Below are 15,746 nucleotides of genomic sequence, written 5' to 3' on the forward strand. Positions count from 1 at the left end.
GCGCAAAGGCACGGCTGATAAAAAAGCTGTGACAGGGTGTAAATCCGCAGGCGGCTGGCGCGTTTTTCAATGAAGCAATGAATGCCTGACGTTGCACGACCAGAAGGTCGTGCATCAGGCCACTTAAAGATTTCGCTTATCGACAGCGTATTGAGGGTTGCACAGATGTCAGTCGCTACCAGGTTTATTGAAGATCAGCCGGCGCAGCCTGCCGAGACGCTTTACCAGTTCGACGAATCGCCCTTGCTGGCCCGTCAGAGTCGCCAGGAGTCCAACGCTCGCAGCTATCCGCGACGCATTCCTCTGGCGCTCAAGCGTGCCAGGGGCATTCATGTCGAGGACGTCGAGGGGCGTCGCTTCATCGATTGTCTGGCGGGGGCTGGCACCCTGGCGCTGGGTCATAACCATCCGGTCGTGATCGAGGCCATCCAGCAGGTCATCAGCGACGAATTGCCGTTGCATACCCTGGACCTTACCACGCCGGTCAAGGATCAGTTCGTCCAGGACCTGTTCGGCCTGCTGCCACAGGAACTGGCCCAGGAAGCGAAAATCCAGTTCTGCGGCCCTACCGGCACCGATGCCGTGGAAGCAGCCCTGAAACTGGTGCGTACCGCCACCGGGCGCAGCACCGTGTTGTCGTTTCAGGGCGGTTATCACGGTATGAGCCAGGGTGCCTTGAGCCTGATGGGTAGCCTGGGGCCGAAAAAACCGTTGGGTGCCTTGCTCAGCTCCGGCGTGCAGTTCATGCCGTACCCTTACGATTACCGTTGCCCGTTTGGTCTGGGCGGCGCGCAAGGGGTCAAGGCCAATCTGCATTACCTGGAAAACCTGCTCAACGATCCCGAAGCCGGGGTGCAGCTACCGGCTGCGGTGATCGTCGAAGTGGTGCAGGGCGAGGGCGGTGTGATTCCGGCGGACCTGGACTGGCTGCGGGGCCTGCGTCGCATCACCGAGAAGGCCGGGATTGCCCTGATCGTCGATGAAATCCAGAGCGGTTTCGCTCGTACCGGCAAGATGTTTGCCTTCGAGCATGCCGGGATCATTCCAGACGTGGTGGTGTTGTCCAAAGCCATCGGCGGCAGTCTGCCCCTGGCGGTGGTGGTCTATCGCCAATGGCTGGATGCCTGGCAGCCAGGCGCTCATGCCGGGACATTCCGCGGCAATCAGATGGCAATGGCCGCAGGTTCGGCGGTGATGCACTATCTGAAGGAACACAACGTCTGCGAGCACGTGAACACCGTGGGCGCACGCTTGACCCGGCACTTGCGCGAGCTGCAACGCGACTTCCCGCAACTGGGGGATATTCGCGGTCGCGGGTTGATGCTCGGTGTCGAGCTGGTAGACCCCAATGGCGAGCCCGATGCACTGGGGCACCCACCGGTCTTTGCCCGTCTTGCACCGCTGGTGCAGCGTGAATGCCTCAAGCGTGGGTTGATTCTGGAGCTGGGTGGTCGTCACGGCAGCGTCGTGCGCTTCCTGCCGCCGCTGGTGATTACTGCCGAGCAGATCGACGAAGTGGCCGGTATATTCGGTCGGGCGCTTTCGGCGGCGGTGGCCAGTCTTTAATTTTTCGACGTAGCGATACGTTCACTTTACATAGCCGTTGTGAATTGGCGCAGCGGCACTGAATCAATCATGGAGAGCAGCAATGACTTCAGTTTTCGACCGCGACGACATCGTCTTTCAGGTCGTGGTCAACCACGAAGAGCAATATTCCATCTGGCCGGATTACAAGGCGATCCCCAACGGCTGGCGCACCGTGGGCAAGAGCGGCTTCAAGAACGAATGCCTGGCCTACATCGAAGAAGTGTGGACCGACATGCGCCCACTGAGCCTGCGCCAGAAGATGGAAGCACAGGCGGCTACTGCGCACTGATTGCGTAGCGCTATAAAACAAACGCCCCGATCAATGTCGGGGCGTTTTTGTTTCCAAGCCGCCCACAGCCTGCGTAGGACCGAATTTATTCGGGAAGAGGCCGGGCCACTCACTGCATCTTCATCGTCAGCCGCTTTCGCGGATAAATCCGCTCCCACACAGACCTGTATGGGCGTTTATTCCTTGCCTGCCAACCCCGCAATAACCTGCTCGATATTACCCTGCAGTTCGGCCAATGGATCTTCCCCATCAACCCCCAGCACCAGCAATTTGCTGCCTGCCGCAGCCACAGCGGCTTTCACGGTTTCCGGTGGCTGGCGATGATCCAGCACCACGGCCACATCATTATCCTTGAGCGTCGCCGTCAGCTTTTGCAGGGCTTCGGGTGTCCATTGTTCGTCGGTGAGGGCTTGTGTATCGATCAGCTCCAGATTGAGGCCGCTGATCAGGTAGCCGAAACGGTCGGACAGGCTGACCACGCTCAGGTTATCCGCACTGGCCAGACTGGCCTCACTCGCTGCGCTCAGCTTGAGCAACTGCTGCTTGAGGGCTGCCAGGTTGGCTTCGATTTTCGGTTTGGCGGCCGGAGCCAGGCGTACCAGATCCGCCGCCATCACATCGGCCATGCGGCCCATGTTATTGCTGGCCAGCCAGGGTTGACTGTTCAGGCCATCGACGTTCTGACCGGGTTGCAAGGCGATGCCCGGCAGGCTGCCATCCACCGGGCGTGCGGCGTCGATTTCGACGATGCGGATATTGCTGCGTCGAGCATTGGGGTAAAGCGGGTCATCGGCCCAGATCGAACGCAGCCCGATCACCGCATCGGCTTCCACGCTCAGTTTGCGCAGGGCTTCGGCACCGCGCCCGGTGAAGTAGGCGGTCTGGCGTGAGCCCGGCAGGTTGGCGGCTGCCGCACGTTCCAGCACCACGCCGCTGTCCTTGAGCAGAATCTGTCCAAGGCCGTAGGTGATGGGCAGGCTGGCCAGCACCCGAACCGGTTCCAGGTTGGCGTTTTTGCTTTCGGCGGCGTACAGGCTATTGCTGAACAGGCCAGTGAGGGCCAGAGCCAGGGTCAATGTGCGCAGAGTAGGCATTTATCCAATATTCCCTTTGAGGCTGGGGACTGTGCCGCGGGCGATGGCGGCCAGGGCGAAGCCGACGCCCGCCACCAGAATGATCGCCGCGCCTGAAGGCACGGGCAGGTCGAAGACGATAGGCAGCAGAATGCCGCACAAGGTACTGACGGTGGCAATCGCGACCGAAATCCAGAAGAAGCCTTTGAGTGACTGGCTCAGCAAGCGTGCAGCGGCAGCCGGGATCACCAGCAGGGCACCCACCAGAATGGCACCGATGACTTTTACGGCGGCCACGGTAATCAGCGTCACCAGAATCACGAACAGGTAATCCAGCACCTTGACTGCGACGCCGCGCACGGCGGCCAGTTGCGGGTTGAAGCTGGCCAGCATGATGCGGTTGTACAGCGGCAGGCTAAGGCCCATGACCAGTGCGCCGACAATCAGCAGCACCAGCAAGTCATTGCCGTTGACGGTCAGTACCGAGCCGAACAGCACGTTTTCCAGGATGTGAACGTTGATCTTGCCCGCCAGCACCAGCAGCAGGCTGGCACCCAGAGCCAAGGACACCGAAAGGAACACGCCGATCAAGGTGTCCGGTGCCAGACCGGTGCGGTTGCGCAGGTAATTGAGCACGATGCCGAACAGCAGGCAGTAACCGAACAGGCTGCCATAAGGGCCGGTATAGGGTTCGCCCAACAGAATGCCGATGGCGACTCCGGTCAGGGCTGCATGGCCCACGGCTTCGGAGAAAAACGCAAAGCGCTTGACCACCACCAGCGTGCCCAGACCGCCCAGCACCGGGCCGATCAACAGACCGGCGAGCAGGGCATTGACCACGAAACCGTAAGCCAGCGCTTCTGGCAGGTAGCCGGATGAAGCCAGGCCTTGAATGAACAGACGAAAGCTTTCGTAATCCATCACGCGGCACTCCCTTGGCTGTCCGCTGCACGCGGATGGGCGGAGAACAGCGTCAGTAGTCGCTCGGGCGTCAGGGCGGTCTGTGCCGACTCATCGAACAGCACGCGGCGATTGAGGCCGGTCACGTGATCGGCCAGACGTTTTACGGCTTCAAGATCGTGCTCGATCCACAGTACTGTGATGCCTGCCTGACGCCAGTCGCCCAGCAGACGCTCGAATACCTGAATACCGGCTTCATCGAGCGCCGACATCGGTTCATCAAGCACCAGCAATTGCGGTGCCGGAATCAGACCCTGAGCCAGCAGCACGCGCTGGCGCTCGCCGCCGGACAATGCGCCCATGCGGCGCTTGCGTTTGTCCTGCATGCCGACGCGTTCCAGCGCTTCACCGATGGCTTTCGCGTAGTGGCGGGACAAGCCGAGAAACGCCGGACGACGCTGACACATGGCCGCCATGAAGTCATCGACGGTCATGGGCAGGCCACGATCGAATTCCAGCGCCTGGGGCACATAACCGATCAGGCCGGGGGAGCCGGGCCACTGCAGGCTGAGTTCACCCTGGTGAGGCATCTGCCCGAGCAGCGTCTTGATCAGCGAGCTTTTACCACCGCCATTTGGCCCGACCAGCGCATGCACGCTGCCAGCCCGCACGTTGAAGTTGATGCGGTCGAGAATGGTGGTGCGCCCCAGGGTCAGGCTGACATCCGCAAAGGTGATGCCCGGTCCTTGGCTGGCGAGGGAAATCGGTTCGGCAGCGGTCATGCGCCAGCCTCCTGAATGGCCCTGACTACGGTGTCCAGATTGCCTTTCATTTCCTTCTCGTACTTGTCGGCGCTGTATTCGCCATAGGAAATGTGCGACAGCGGGTAGAGCTTGACGCCGGATTCACGCTGAATGGTGTCGACGTAGGTGGACGGGAAATCCATCTCCGAGAAAATCACTTTCACGTCCAGCTCGCGCAACTGGTCGATGGTCTTCTTCAACTGGCTCGGGCTCGGCTCGATACCGTGAGCCGGTTCGACCACAGCGGTGACTTCCAGGCCGAATTCACGCAGCAGGTAATCGTAGGCCGCATGCACCGTGGCAACCCGCAGGTCGGCATTGGGTGCCTTGGTGAGTTTGGCCAGGGCATCGGCGCGCATCTGCCGCAGGCGTTTACCGTAGGCGCGGGCATTGGCGGTGTAGGTCTTAGCGTTGTCCGGGTCGAGCTTGCCCAGTTCCCGGGCAATGTTATTGACCTGGGCAATAGAGGCGCTGATCGACAGGAAAGTGTGCGGGTTGACCACCTTGCCCGCGCCACGAGCCGCAATCCCGGTGGCTGCCAGCAGCGGCACATCGGCATTGGCTTCGATGGTGGCGATATCCGGCTTTTCGCTGGCAGCGATCATGCGGTCGGCAAAGTCGTCATGGCCCACACCGTTGAGCACGACAACGTCCAGCGAGCCGATGCGCTTGATGTCTTCGGCGCGGGGCTCATAGGCGTGGGGGTTGAAGCCGGCAGGAATCAGGGGCACCACCTCGGCCTTGTCGCCAACGATATTGCTGACATAGCTGTAATAAGGATGCAGGGTGATGCCGATCCGCAGGCGCTTGGCCGGGTCTGCGTTGACCAGTGGTGCGAGCAGGGTGGCGAACAGGCCAACCATTACGACGCGCAGCAATGGACGGCGTTTCAATGAAATAGGCATGGATAAACAGTCTTCTTTTCAGTGAATGCGTGGGTTCAGTGTCGATGCTGACGGGTAACCCCGGCATCGAATTGCGCTACGACTTGCTGCCAGCCGGCGCTGATCAGCGCCTGGTCGCCAAGGTCGGTTGGTACGGCAGGCGAGTCTTTGCGGGTGATCCAGATATCGGCTTGGGCCTTGTCATCGGCTTCGATGCGCAGCAGGAAGGATCCCGCAGTTGTCGGCATCGGGCTCAGGCCTAGATAAGAGTGCCCGACCATTTGCCAGGCATGATTGCCACGGCTGACAGAACTGGCGTCCTGAGCAAAGGGCGCAAAGCCTTCCTCGGCCAGTTGTTGCGGGGTGACTGGTTCCTGCTGTTCCTGCGCCAACAGCCGGATTTCGTCCAGGGTCACGCGCAGGTCGGCGTAGATGCCTTGCTCGGCGGCGCTCAGGTCGCGACGGGCATCCAGTTGATGGCTGGAGAGCGTGTCGGCTTCATGCTTTTCGCCGCGCAGGCCGACCACTGTGGCGGCAACGCTCAGGATCAACAGGCACAAAAGCAGCACGTAAAGCGTCTCATGACCGGCACCCGCCGGGCGGACGATCTGTCGGGTTGGCGTAGTCATGGGGCCTCGATATCGGCTTGGTCGATTTCCACGACGTGGCCGGGGCCGGCATCGAACAGCACATAGAACTCGGCAGAAGGGCGCTTGAAGGTCAGGGTCGAATCCGCGCCCAGCTTGCCGGGCACCAGAATGGTTTCGTCATAGCCGATGACGTCCAGTGTCACACCCGGCGCGCCACTGCCGTCGGAAAAACCGCCCGTGCAGCGGATCTGCTCGGCGTCGATCTGTTTGCACTCGCACATCGGGTTGTGCGCCAGTGCATTGCCGGCAAAACCGGCGCTCAGCAAGAAGAGGGCGCTGATACCCAACTGCCGTAACGGGAAGCGTACGATCACTTTTTGGCTCCTTGTTTTTTCAGCCAGGCTACGGTCGAAGGTGAGGCTTGGTGCAGAGGAATGGAGGCTTGATGCACGGAACCGTCCCAGCCTTCCATGGTGATCCACAGGTCCTGATCGGGGTCGGTGTTTTCCGGGATCTGCATGAACGCAGTCATGCGATAGGCCACGCCGAAGAAGATCACCCCGGCAGTCCTCAGGCTGCGGGGCTTGCCGATGCGCAGGTAAGTCGCCTTGACCTGGTCGGCGCAGCTTTCGCACAGCGAGGCGTTGAAGTTTTTCATGTAGCCCGAGGCGCCGGAGAAGATAGGCGCCTCGTTGCGTTCTTCGGCCAGTTTCATGCTCCATGGGCCGACCTGGATGGTGCCCAGCTCCCGCTGCCCGAGTCCCTTGTCGCCACGCAGAAGGGCATCGTCGGCGAAGTACTTGGGCATGAAACCCAGGGGAACCAGTACGAGCAGGATGTTTATATGGAAACGCCACTTGTGCCAGAGGCGACCCAGGGTCGAAACGGGTTGTACGGTTGCGGCCTTGCTCACAGGGTGTTCTCCGGGATTTCGGTGGCCAGGGACGGTCGCGGGGATTGTTGTTTCCTGGCTGCGGCCTGTTCGGCCTTGGCGTCACGTTTCAAGGCGTTGAGGGTGGCCAGCGCCGTGCGCTTGCTCCAGATCAGCAGGCCGCTGAGGACCATCATGCTCAACAGCAGGCCAAAGAAGGCCCAGATCAGTTTGATCCAGATCCCGCCGAAGTCGCCGGTGTGCAGCGGACGCATGGATTCGGTGACGAACTCCAGCTTGTTGCGGTCTGAGAGCAGGTGCGAGGTGGCGATTTCACCGCTGTACGGGTTGATCTCGGCGGTCTGATACATCAGCGGATACCAGCTACGACCACCGACTTCCATGTTGGCGTAGGCATTGCTGGGTGGGCTGATGAAGCTGGCTTCCAGGCCGGGAATCCGCTGTTTGGCAATTTCGATGGCCTTGTCCAGGCTGATGGTCGGCGCAGGGCTGCCGTCAGCGGTGAGGGGCACGCTGCTGTGGGGAATGATGGACGCTGCCTGGGATTTGCTGGAAATGCTGATCTGGTTATCCCAGAGCAGGGCCTGGATCAGGAACCAGGTGCCGGTGATGGAAATCACGGCAATGAACCAGATCGACCAGATGCCGCTCAGGCGATGAAAGTCGCCCCAGAAGATCCGGGCACCGTGCTTGAGGCGCAGCGTGGGTTTCAGGAAGCCTTTCCAGAATTTCTTGTAGACCATCAGCCCGGTGATCAGCGACACCAGCATCGGCAGTCCCAGGATCGACACCAGATACCAGCCCCAGGAGTAGCCGTTGGTGAACGGCACCAGCCACCAGCCATGCAGGGCGCGGGTAAAGCGGCGGAAATCGAAGGCTGGCGTGACGCCCTGGATAAGGCCGGTATAAGGGTTTACATAGGCCGGCACCGAACGCCCGTCGGGGTAAGTGACATTGACGCTCAAGGCGAAATACTCACCGTCCGGCTGCATCATGGTGCCGATAATCAGGTTCGGCTCGTTACGTTCGATGGTGGCCCTGATCTGCTCGAAGGTGAGGCGTGGCGCATCGTCCGATGGCTTGACGGCCCGCATCTCCGGGTTGGCCAGCCACATGATTTCCTTGCTGACCACCGCCAGCGTGCCGGTGACGCACACGATCAGCACAAAAAACCAGATCGGCAGTGCCAGCCAGCTATGGACGAGAAACCAGATTTTTGAGCGGGACTTCTTTGACATGGGGGAACGGTCTCGATTCACGGTGTCAGAGCGGCCATTGGTGAGGGGCGCGGGCTCTTTTTTGCTGAAAACGGTCATGGCTTTTGGCCGATGCTGCCGCTGCATCTAATAAAGACGAATGAGAATGCAAATGATGTAATTATTTCTTTCGCTTAAATGAAAGTAAATGTTTCAGGATGCAGGGATGAGCTGTCTTTCTGCGATAAGGGCCTAATTTTCAGGTAGCCGGGTACGTTAAATCAGGACGTCGGTGTAGCGTCAGGCCGTTGGGGCTCGCACGCTTTGCCATCAAGGGAGAGTCATCATGAGTCATGCGTTGAGTTTGAATATCCGGCCATTGCAGGCCGGGACCGGTACTTTGCCCCTGCTGGTGGAGGCACCCGAGTCGGGCCTGGACTTGATGGAAGCCCTGGGCGAATTCAAACCACTGGTTGCCGAGCATCTTTACCGCAGCGGCGGGATCCTGTTCCGCGGCTTCAATGTCGGCGGTGCGGAAGCGTTCCGTGAATTTGCTGCCGGGTTTGGTGACCCGTTGCTCACTTATGAATTCGGCTCCACGCCGCGCAGCAACGTGACCAAAGGCGTCTACACCTCCACTGAATACCCGGCGCACCAGAGCATTCCCCTGCACAACGAGCAGGCCTACACTCTGGAATGGCCGATGCGCATCTGGTTCTACAGCATGATCGCTGCCGAAACCGGCGGCGAAACCCCCATCGCCGACAGCCGTGAAATCTATCGCCGGATTCCGGCACGCATTCGTGACCGTTTCATCGAAAAGAAACTGATGTACGTGCGCAACTTCGGCAACGGCCTGGATGTGGACTGGAGCCAGGTGTTCAACACCGAAGACGAAAGCGTCGTCGAAGCCTACTGCCGCGCCCATAACATCCAGTGCGAGTGGAAAGATGACGGCGAACTGCGCACCCGGCAGATCTGCCAGGCAGTGGCACGTCATCCGGTGACTCAGGACATGGTCTGGTTCAATCAGGCGCACCTGTTCCACATCTCCAACCTGCAACCGGAAGTGCGCGAAACCCTGCTCGACGTGGTGGACGAAGAAGACCTGCCGCGCAACGTCTACTACGGCGACGGCTCAGCCATCGAAGAAAGCCTGCTGGACGAAGTCCGTGGTGTGCTCGATGAGTGCGCCGTCAGCTTCCCCTGGCTGGAAAACGACGTCCTGATGCTGGACAACATGCTCTCGGCCCATGCGCGCTCACCGTTTACCGGCAAGCGCAAGGTGGTAGTGGCTATGGCCAAAGGGCATTCTGAGTCGGCCAGATGATTCCGGCCTTCACTTAGCCGTTCTCAAAGTCAGGCGGCGACACAAAGTCTTCAGCCTTGGGCGTCGCCTGAATGCCCTTGGCTTCCTGAGCGCGGTACCAGGCTTCGATGGTGAGTTCTTCGCTCAGGCGGGATTTGATCACGCAGGGTTGTTGCTGCCAGGGGTAGCGCTGTAATTGCTCATTGAGTTTCTTTTCTCCCGAAGACTTCCAGCCGCGTGTCGCCTGATCGCGCCAGCGGCGTGGGTTGCGGCCGGTGCTGGCGTCATGGGCGGCGGTGACGGGGTCCAGATGGCGGCTTTGTTCCAGCACCGGGAGGTCGGGCAGAGGTTGGGTGACGTCCATATAGCGTTGCAGACAATCCCAGAACGCCAGGGCATTGGCCTGATCCAGTCCAAGGGAATGCATCTTGGTCGCCAGGTAGATCTTTTTATTGGTGTAGCGGTGATACAGCGTGATGGTGTAATCATGGGAGCCGTAACCGCTGGGCAGCAACGTCAGCACCGGGTCGAACTCTTCGAAAGGCGCGACAAACAAACGCCGAAAACGCCGCTTGAAACGCACCATGCCATCTACCCGATTGAACTCGCTGCCGTCATGGCGGCTGATGGTGCTGTGTAGCCAGAGCAGGCAGTCGAAGCCGATGGCGCCCATGAAGTAGAGGAGGGTGCCTGCCCAAAAGGCGATGTGCATTTCGCTGTTGCCCCAGAGCGTTCCTTTTAGCCAGAGGACGATGGCGGCGCAGATAAAGAAACCGGCAATTTGAATGTAATGAACTGCTTTTTTTTCTGTCATGAATAGAATAAGAGATGTAATAGCTAAGGTGACCGCTAAAAAAGCTATTAGTACTGCGAGCTCGGTGCCGACGGTTTTGTAGCCAAGCTCGAGTTTTATTGGAAGAAAAATCCATGTACTCCATGGGACCCATATAAGAAAAAAGCTCATTATTTTAAAAGTAAATAGAAGATACGGAATCTTGCTGGAGTTCTGAAAGCGCCAGCGCTTTGCATCGCAATACACCTCCTGTTTTTTGCCCGCTTCTTCTTGCGTCTGATAGACCCGATGCTCTTCGCATTCCAGTTGCAGAGTGATTTCCGTAGCCGAGTCCAGCCCGGCGTAATGGCCAAAGGCAAGATGGGTGTCGAACAGGCCATTACGGTTGAGATGGGCATGCGATCCTGGTGGAGGCAGTGGTTCATGGCTGTCGCTGCGGTAAGCGCTATTGGCGTAGGCGTTCATATTTGTGACTCATCGTAGTCAGCGCGTCGCGCAAAGTCTTCAGCCTTGGGCGTTGCCTGAATGCCCTTGGCTTCCTGAGCGCGGTACCAGGCTTCGATGGTGAGTTCTTCGCTCAGGCGGGCTTTGATCACACAGGGTTGTTGCTGCCAGGGATATCGCTGTAATTGCTCGTTGAGTTTCTTTTCTCCCGAAGTTTTCCAGCCTGTTATTGCCTGATCGCGCCAGCGGCGTGGATTGCGCCCGGTGCTGGCGTCGTGAGCGGCGGTGATCGGGTCCAGATGACGGCTTTGTTCCAGTACGGGAAGGTCGGGTAGAGGTTGGGTGACGTCCATATAGCGCTGCAGGCAATCCCAGAACGCTAGGGTATTGGCCTTGTCCAGCCCCAGTGAATGCATCTTGGTCGCCAGATAGATTTTCTTGTTGGTGTAACGGTGATACAGGGTGATTGTGTAGTCATGGGACCCGTAGCCACTGGGTAGCAACGTCAGCACCGGATCGAATTCCTCGAAAGGCGCGACAAACAAACGCCGGAAACGCCGCTTGAAACGCACCATGCCGTCTACCCGATTGAACTCACTGCCGTCGTGGCGGCTGATGGTGCTGTGTAGCCAGAGCAGGCAGTCGAAGCCGATGGCGCCCATGAAGTAGAGAAGGGTGCCTCCCCAAAAGGCGATGTGCATTTCGCTGTTGCCGAAGAGAGAGCCTTTTAGCCAGAGGACGATAGCTGCGCAGATAAAGAAACCGGAAATTTGAATGTAATGAACTGCTTTCTTTTCTGTCATGAACAGAACAAGAGATGTAGTAGCTAATGCAACTGATAAAAAAGCTATTAGTACTGCGAGCTCGGTCCCGATGGTTTTGTAGCCAAGTTCGAGTTTTATTGATCCAAAAATTCCTATACCCCAAATGGCCCATATAAGGAAGAAACTCATTATTTTGGATACAAATAGCAAATATGGAATTCTACTGGAGTTCTGAAATCGCCAGCGTTTTGCATCACAGTACACTTCCTGTTTTTCACCACCCTCTTCCTGCTTCTGATAAATCAGATGTTCTTCGCACTCCAGTTGCAGAGTGATTTCCGTAGCTGAATCCAGCCCGGCGTAATGACCAAAGGCAAGATGCGTGTTGAACAGGCCATTGCGGTTGAGATGGACGTACCATCTTGGCGGCGGCAGCAGTTCCTGGCTGTCGCTGCGGTAGGCGCTATTGGCGTAGGATTGATCAATATTTGCGTTCATATACGGTTCTCGATGGTTTCGATCTGCCAATACAGAGGAGGGCTGCTCTCCGGGTTGCTATTGGGTGCTCGGCGGTGGTCAGGGGTAAAAGGCTTCCACTTTTTGGGATTGGGTTGCGGAAGTAGCAAAGGTGGGCTGCCCGGTTCTGCATGCAATTCGATTTGGGTAATGATTTTCAGCCCTTCGGTTCTGACGGTGCGGCTGATGGGAAAGGTGCTTTCAATAAAAGAGGGCAAGACATACAGAGCGGTGGTCGAATCCAGTGGCACCGCCGCCAGTTTTGGATTACCCGCCCTTTGCCAGTGATAGTGCTTGTTAGCGAAGGCCATGCCGGTTTCCATGTTTGATTGAAATTCATGGGCCAGCAGTTGAAAGTGTTGAGTGTTATTGCTGAGCATCCCCAGAAGTGGGGTACTTAAAGTCACCACCCAATCCTGTTCGTCCAGTGCCTTGGCGTCGGGTGCTATGGTTTGCCAATATGTGTTTGTCGGGCGCTTGCGTTGCTGGTCGGCGTTTAACAGTGCCTCAAGATGATGTGCCGGGGCTTTTCTGCGCCAGTCGCCGAGTCGCATTGCATGGATCTTGGGTTTGCTCAGAAGCCCCGTTAATTGCTGATAGGCAATGAGCGGATTTTTTAAATGTAGAAAGTATTCAGGCAAATCTTCAGCGGCAGAGTCTGTGCCGAGGGGGCCATAACGCACGGCAAGTTCGATTGCATCGTCATCAAATATATTGGCAAGCACTGCTCCGCCAATCACCAGTGCTGCCCCGATCAAAAGCGCAAATGGGTTGATGGTAAGTCCTAGGGTATAGGCTAGCCATATTAAATTTCCCGCTGTAATGGTTGCATAACTTGCTGATAGTTCGTAATTGCCATCGCTATAGTTTCGATAGCTGTCCCAGGCACTTGTTATCGCACCTACGAAGGTGGCTCCGCCGCCAATGGCGCGAAGAAGAGGAAGTTTGGGGCTGCCCGTCTGTATTTCGAGGTTTTTTGCCCAGCCGGGAGAGATTTTACCTACGTTGATACGTGGTTTGCTCAGGTAACTCGCGGTAGTTTCGCCAAAAAGAAGTCTGCTGTGATTTCCGAGAGCTGCTGTTAAGTCGGCTAAAGCACTAAATACTCCCAATATACCTCGTAGATTCTCTCCGCTAGCTTCAAAGTCCTTTATCGCCTCCACCTGCACCACCAAGTTAAAAACCGCAAACCCCAGCATCAACGTAGGCACCACCCTGGTCTTCTCCAGCCCCTGAGTCAGCACCCCAAAGTTCACCCGGAAGTTACTGTAGTTAGCCAGTTCGGGATGGCCCTCAGGGATGGCAAGCACCATGACATTACGCAGCATCGGCGCGTTCTTGCCTTGGCCTTTGGCGCTGGTGCTGCCCAGGGTTTCGCCGGACTGGTTGTGCAGGCTGGCGTAGCGGTAGTTCTTGCGGGTCAGTTCGCTGCGTTCGCTGTCGGTCAGGCCTCTGCGCAAGCCTGCGCCATGAACGCCGATGACCACATAGTTCCCGGCCAGTGCTTCGCCCATGGGCATCAGGCGGATGTTGGTCATCTTTACCGAGAGGGTCGAGAGGGTGTTGAAGGTCGGCATGAATAGCCGGTCGAGTTTGATCTTCAGGCTGCTGTTGGACAGCCGACTGAGTTGCGCCACGACGCTGGCCCCGAAAATATCCAGCAGGTCGCCCATGAAGTACGAGAAGGTCTTGCCCAGGCCGGGCCAATCCACCTTGTCGACAAAGGAGGCGCTGAGCATCAGGGTGCTCAGGCCCATGGCCTGTGGCTGAGGGGGTTGATCAAGGTCGCGCAGGGCAATCAGGCGCTTGAGCAGTTCGGGCGGTTGCCCGGCGTCCGTGGCCAGCAGCATGGTGCCCAGCGGATGCTCGGCCTGCAGGATGTTCTTGACCAGGGTTCTGATGGACGTTTCCAGCTCTGTCACGTCCATGCCGGTCAGCAAGGCATCTGCCTGAGCGGGTGTGTATTCGAGGGCGCCCAGAGCATCTGCCATCAGGCTGTAGGGTTCCAGCAAGGCCTCGTCGTGGCGATAAGTCCAGTCCATGAGGACGACGGGGAGTTTCTTGTCGAGTAATTCGACCAGTCGTGTCAGATGCATCGCCAGCGATTTGCGTCCGAACTTGCGTTCCTGCTCAAACACCGTTTCATAAAACTTTGGCAGGTCAATCCGTCCTTTCAGGTGGATGTACTCTCCGCCGACAGCGCTGTACAGCACCTGGGCATATTGTCCGTGGGGCTGGAAGGCAATCAGGGCATTCAAGGTTTGCAGGTAGGCAACACAGTTGCGTATCTGTGCGGTCGCGTGGCGTATGGCAAACAGCGGGTCGTCGAGAATCAATGCGACGCGATGAGGGTTGTCTCGCAATGTGTAGCTGTCCAGCAAATCGACGCCCGCTTCCGCGTCGGGCAGTGGCGCAGGCGGTGGCTGTTTGAGGTGTTGCGCCAGTTGCTCCTGCCGCCTCTGCAAACGTTTGAGCAGCGTCTCATCACTGAACGCCGCAAACTCCGGTGTGAAATCCAGAGGATCCTCCAGGGCACTTTCAATATTGAAATCCCTGGCCCGCAAGCCTTTGCGCAGACGGCTGACAGGCAGGCTCGGGTTGGCCTGTGTGGTTTTCCAATGCTGTGAACCCACTACGGCGGTGTCCCAGATGCGGGCAATGTGCTGAGAGCGGGCCTTGATCCGGCTGGCGTCGCTTTCAAGCCATTCGATGTATTCCCAGCTCCAGGGCAGTTCGCTGTAGGCCATGCGCAACTGATCGGCGACGAAGCGGCCCTGCAACAGCATCGGCAGCAGAATCACCTGCTGTTTGACGGCCACCGGGTCGCGCTCGTCGGCATTGCCCAGTTGTTGTGCGACCGCGCGCCAGTGAGCGATATCCACCTCGAGCAACTGGCCCTGGCCATCGGTTTCCAGCTCTCGCCACAGGGCGTCGCGCCAGAACACATAAATGCGACCCCGCCGAGGCAAGGCGCCCCTGGGGGACTCATCGAGCGTGTCATAACCGGGCAAACGAGCCAGGGGCAGGACGGAGAGCAGGGTATTGCGTTGAATGGTTTCCTCTTCTCTGGTGCTTCGGGCATCGCTGAGAAGGGGAATTTGCAGCACGCCGCCGTCGGTGCGGGGAATCTGCAGAGCCAGTCGCGCACGTTGATCATTGAGGTACTCGGTTTTCTTGCGGGTGCCTTGAGTGATGGAAGTGTCGTTGAACGCACTCATGACTGTTCCTCCGGACCCAGCAGGCTCAACTGGTTTTCATTGCCGCCCCAGACATCGACGATAAGCGCCTCGAGCCCCTGGCTGGAGGTGGATGTTTCAGGTTTGGGTGTGTTCTGCGCGGCCAGAAGTTTTCTGCCGGATGGGGATGTATCTGCGGCCTTGGGAGCAATGGGCAGTACGGGCGGCAACTCGGTCCCGATGCCTGGCCAGCCGCCCTGATTGGTCCTGAGCAGCGGCCCGTTGATGCTGACGCCACTGTGATCGATCTTGATAAAGCTGCCGCCGACCCTGAGGGTCAGCTCCATACCCGCATCGATCACTGTCTTGTCGCCGGACTTGAGATGGATTTCCTGACCGGCCTCGATCAGTTGCGCGACCCCCACCTTGATGTTCTGAACCTGAGCAATGCTCAAGTGGTCGTTTGCCCTGATTTCCACCTTGCGGTCGGCGTTGACGGTGCAGTGTTCCTCGGCCCTGAATTCGCTGTA

General features: G+C 58.3%; 14 protein-coding genes and 1 pseudogene. 3 read left to right on the plus strand and 12 right to left on the minus strand.

The genetic code is table 11. From position 1 onward, the window contains the following. The first annotated feature begins 165 nt into the window (after positions 1 to 165). Both K5D32_RS20150 and K5D32_RS20155 read left to right on the plus strand, forming a co-directional pair. Complete coding sequence (locus K5D32_RS20150; protein WP_221578622.1) at positions 166 to 1,566, plus strand: aspartate aminotransferase family protein; 1,401 nt, start codon at positions 166 to 168, stop codon at positions 1,564 to 1,566. Positions 1,567 to 1,648: 82 nt separating this feature from the next. Continuing rightward, positions 1,649 to 1,876 carry an MbtH family protein gene (locus K5D32_RS20155; RefSeq protein WP_221601559.1) on the plus strand — a complete coding sequence of 76 codons (228 nt, stop codon included), beginning with the start codon at positions 1,649 to 1,651 and terminating at the stop codon, positions 1,874 to 1,876. Positions 1,877 to 2,052: 176 nt separating this feature from the next. On the opposite strand, the gene K5D32_RS20160 is transcribed toward K5D32_RS20155, so the two are convergent. The 8 genes from K5D32_RS20160 to K5D32_RS20195 are packed head-to-tail and all read right to left on the minus strand — an operon-like array spanning position 2,053 to position 8,256. Next, on the minus strand, positions 2,053 to 2,970 hold the full coding sequence (locus K5D32_RS20160) for a metal ABC transporter solute-binding protein, Zn/Mn family (protein ID WP_221593905.1): 918 nt from the start codon (positions 2,968 to 2,970) through the stop codon (positions 2,053 to 2,055). Beyond that, entirely contained in the window at positions 2,971 to 3,870 is a 900-nt protein-coding gene (locus tag K5D32_RS20165; protein ID WP_221601572.1) for a metal ABC transporter permease, read from the minus strand. It abuts the gene before it with no gap. Then, positions 3,870 to 4,631, minus strand: a complete 762-nt coding sequence (locus K5D32_RS20170; RefSeq protein WP_221593906.1) for a metal ABC transporter ATP-binding protein — start codon at positions 4,629 to 4,631, stop codon at positions 3,870 to 3,872. The genes K5D32_RS20165 and K5D32_RS20170 overlap by 1 nt, the downstream gene beginning before the upstream one ends. Beyond that, positions 4,628 to 5,557 (minus strand): metal ABC transporter substrate-binding protein, encoded by a 930-nt coding sequence (locus tag K5D32_RS20175; RefSeq protein ID WP_221593907.1) that lies wholly within the window; start codon positions 5,555 to 5,557, stop codon positions 4,628 to 4,630. Before K5D32_RS20175 ends, K5D32_RS20170 begins: the two co-directional genes overlap by 4 nt. A gap of 35 nt (positions 5,558 to 5,592) precedes the next feature. Beyond that, positions 5,593 to 6,165, minus strand: coding sequence for a DUF6162 family protein (locus tag K5D32_RS20180; protein WP_221601560.1), 573 nt, complete (start codon positions 6,163 to 6,165; stop codon positions 5,593 to 5,595). Continuing rightward, positions 6,162 to 6,500, minus strand: a complete 339-nt coding sequence (locus tag K5D32_RS20185; protein WP_221601561.1) for a hypothetical protein — start codon at positions 6,498 to 6,500, stop codon at positions 6,162 to 6,164. The genes K5D32_RS20180 and K5D32_RS20185 overlap by 4 nt, the downstream gene beginning before the upstream one ends. Then, a complete protein-coding gene (locus K5D32_RS20190; RefSeq protein ID WP_221578626.1) occupies positions 6,497 to 7,039 on the minus strand; it encodes a thiamine pyrophosphate-binding protein in 543 nt (180 codons plus the stop codon). The genes K5D32_RS20185 and K5D32_RS20190 overlap by 4 nt, the downstream gene beginning before the upstream one ends. Then, complete coding sequence (locus K5D32_RS20195; RefSeq protein WP_221578627.1) at positions 7,036 to 8,256, minus strand: PepSY domain-containing protein; 1,221 nt, start codon at positions 8,254 to 8,256, stop codon at positions 7,036 to 7,038. Before K5D32_RS20195 ends, K5D32_RS20190 begins: the two co-directional genes overlap by 4 nt. 304 nt (positions 8,257 to 8,560) lie before the next feature. On the opposite strand from K5D32_RS20195, the gene K5D32_RS20200 reads away from it, so the two are divergent. After that, positions 8,561 to 9,544: a TauD/TfdA family dioxygenase gene (locus K5D32_RS20200; RefSeq protein WP_221601562.1), complete on the plus strand. Its 984-nt coding sequence runs from the start codon at positions 8,561 to 8,563 to the stop codon at positions 9,542 to 9,544. Between the two features lie 13 nt (positions 9,545 to 9,557). On the opposite strand, the gene K5D32_RS26015 is transcribed toward K5D32_RS20200, so the two are convergent. The 4 genes and pseudogenes from K5D32_RS26015 to K5D32_RS20220 all read right to left on the minus strand — a co-directional run. Then, positions 9,558 to 10,781: a hypothetical protein gene (locus tag K5D32_RS26015; protein ID WP_260407471.1), complete on the minus strand. Its 1,224-nt coding sequence runs from the start codon at positions 10,779 to 10,781 to the stop codon at positions 9,558 to 9,560. After that, complete coding sequence (locus K5D32_RS26020) at positions 10,778 to 12,022, minus strand: hypothetical protein (RefSeq protein WP_260407472.1); 1,245 nt, start codon at positions 12,020 to 12,022, stop codon at positions 10,778 to 10,780. The genes K5D32_RS26015 and K5D32_RS26020 overlap by 4 nt, the downstream gene beginning before the upstream one ends. Then, the gene (locus K5D32_RS20215; RefSeq protein WP_221601564.1) at positions 12,019 to 15,258 is read right to left on the minus strand and encodes a hypothetical protein; all 3,240 of its coding nucleotides are present in this window, start codon (positions 15,256 to 15,258) and stop codon (positions 12,019 to 12,021) included. Before K5D32_RS20215 ends, K5D32_RS26020 begins: the two co-directional genes overlap by 4 nt. After that, a pseudogene (locus K5D32_RS20220) lies at positions 15,255 to 15,746 on the minus strand (type VI secretion system tip protein VgrG); the annotation flags it as partial. The pseudogene K5D32_RS20220 and the gene K5D32_RS20215, both read right to left, overlap by 4 nt.

The sequence above is a fragment of the Pseudomonas cichorii genome (assembly GCF_019719005.1).
Taxonomy (GTDB): domain Bacteria; phylum Pseudomonadota; class Gammaproteobacteria; order Pseudomonadales; family Pseudomonadaceae; genus Aquipseudomonas; species Aquipseudomonas cichorii_E.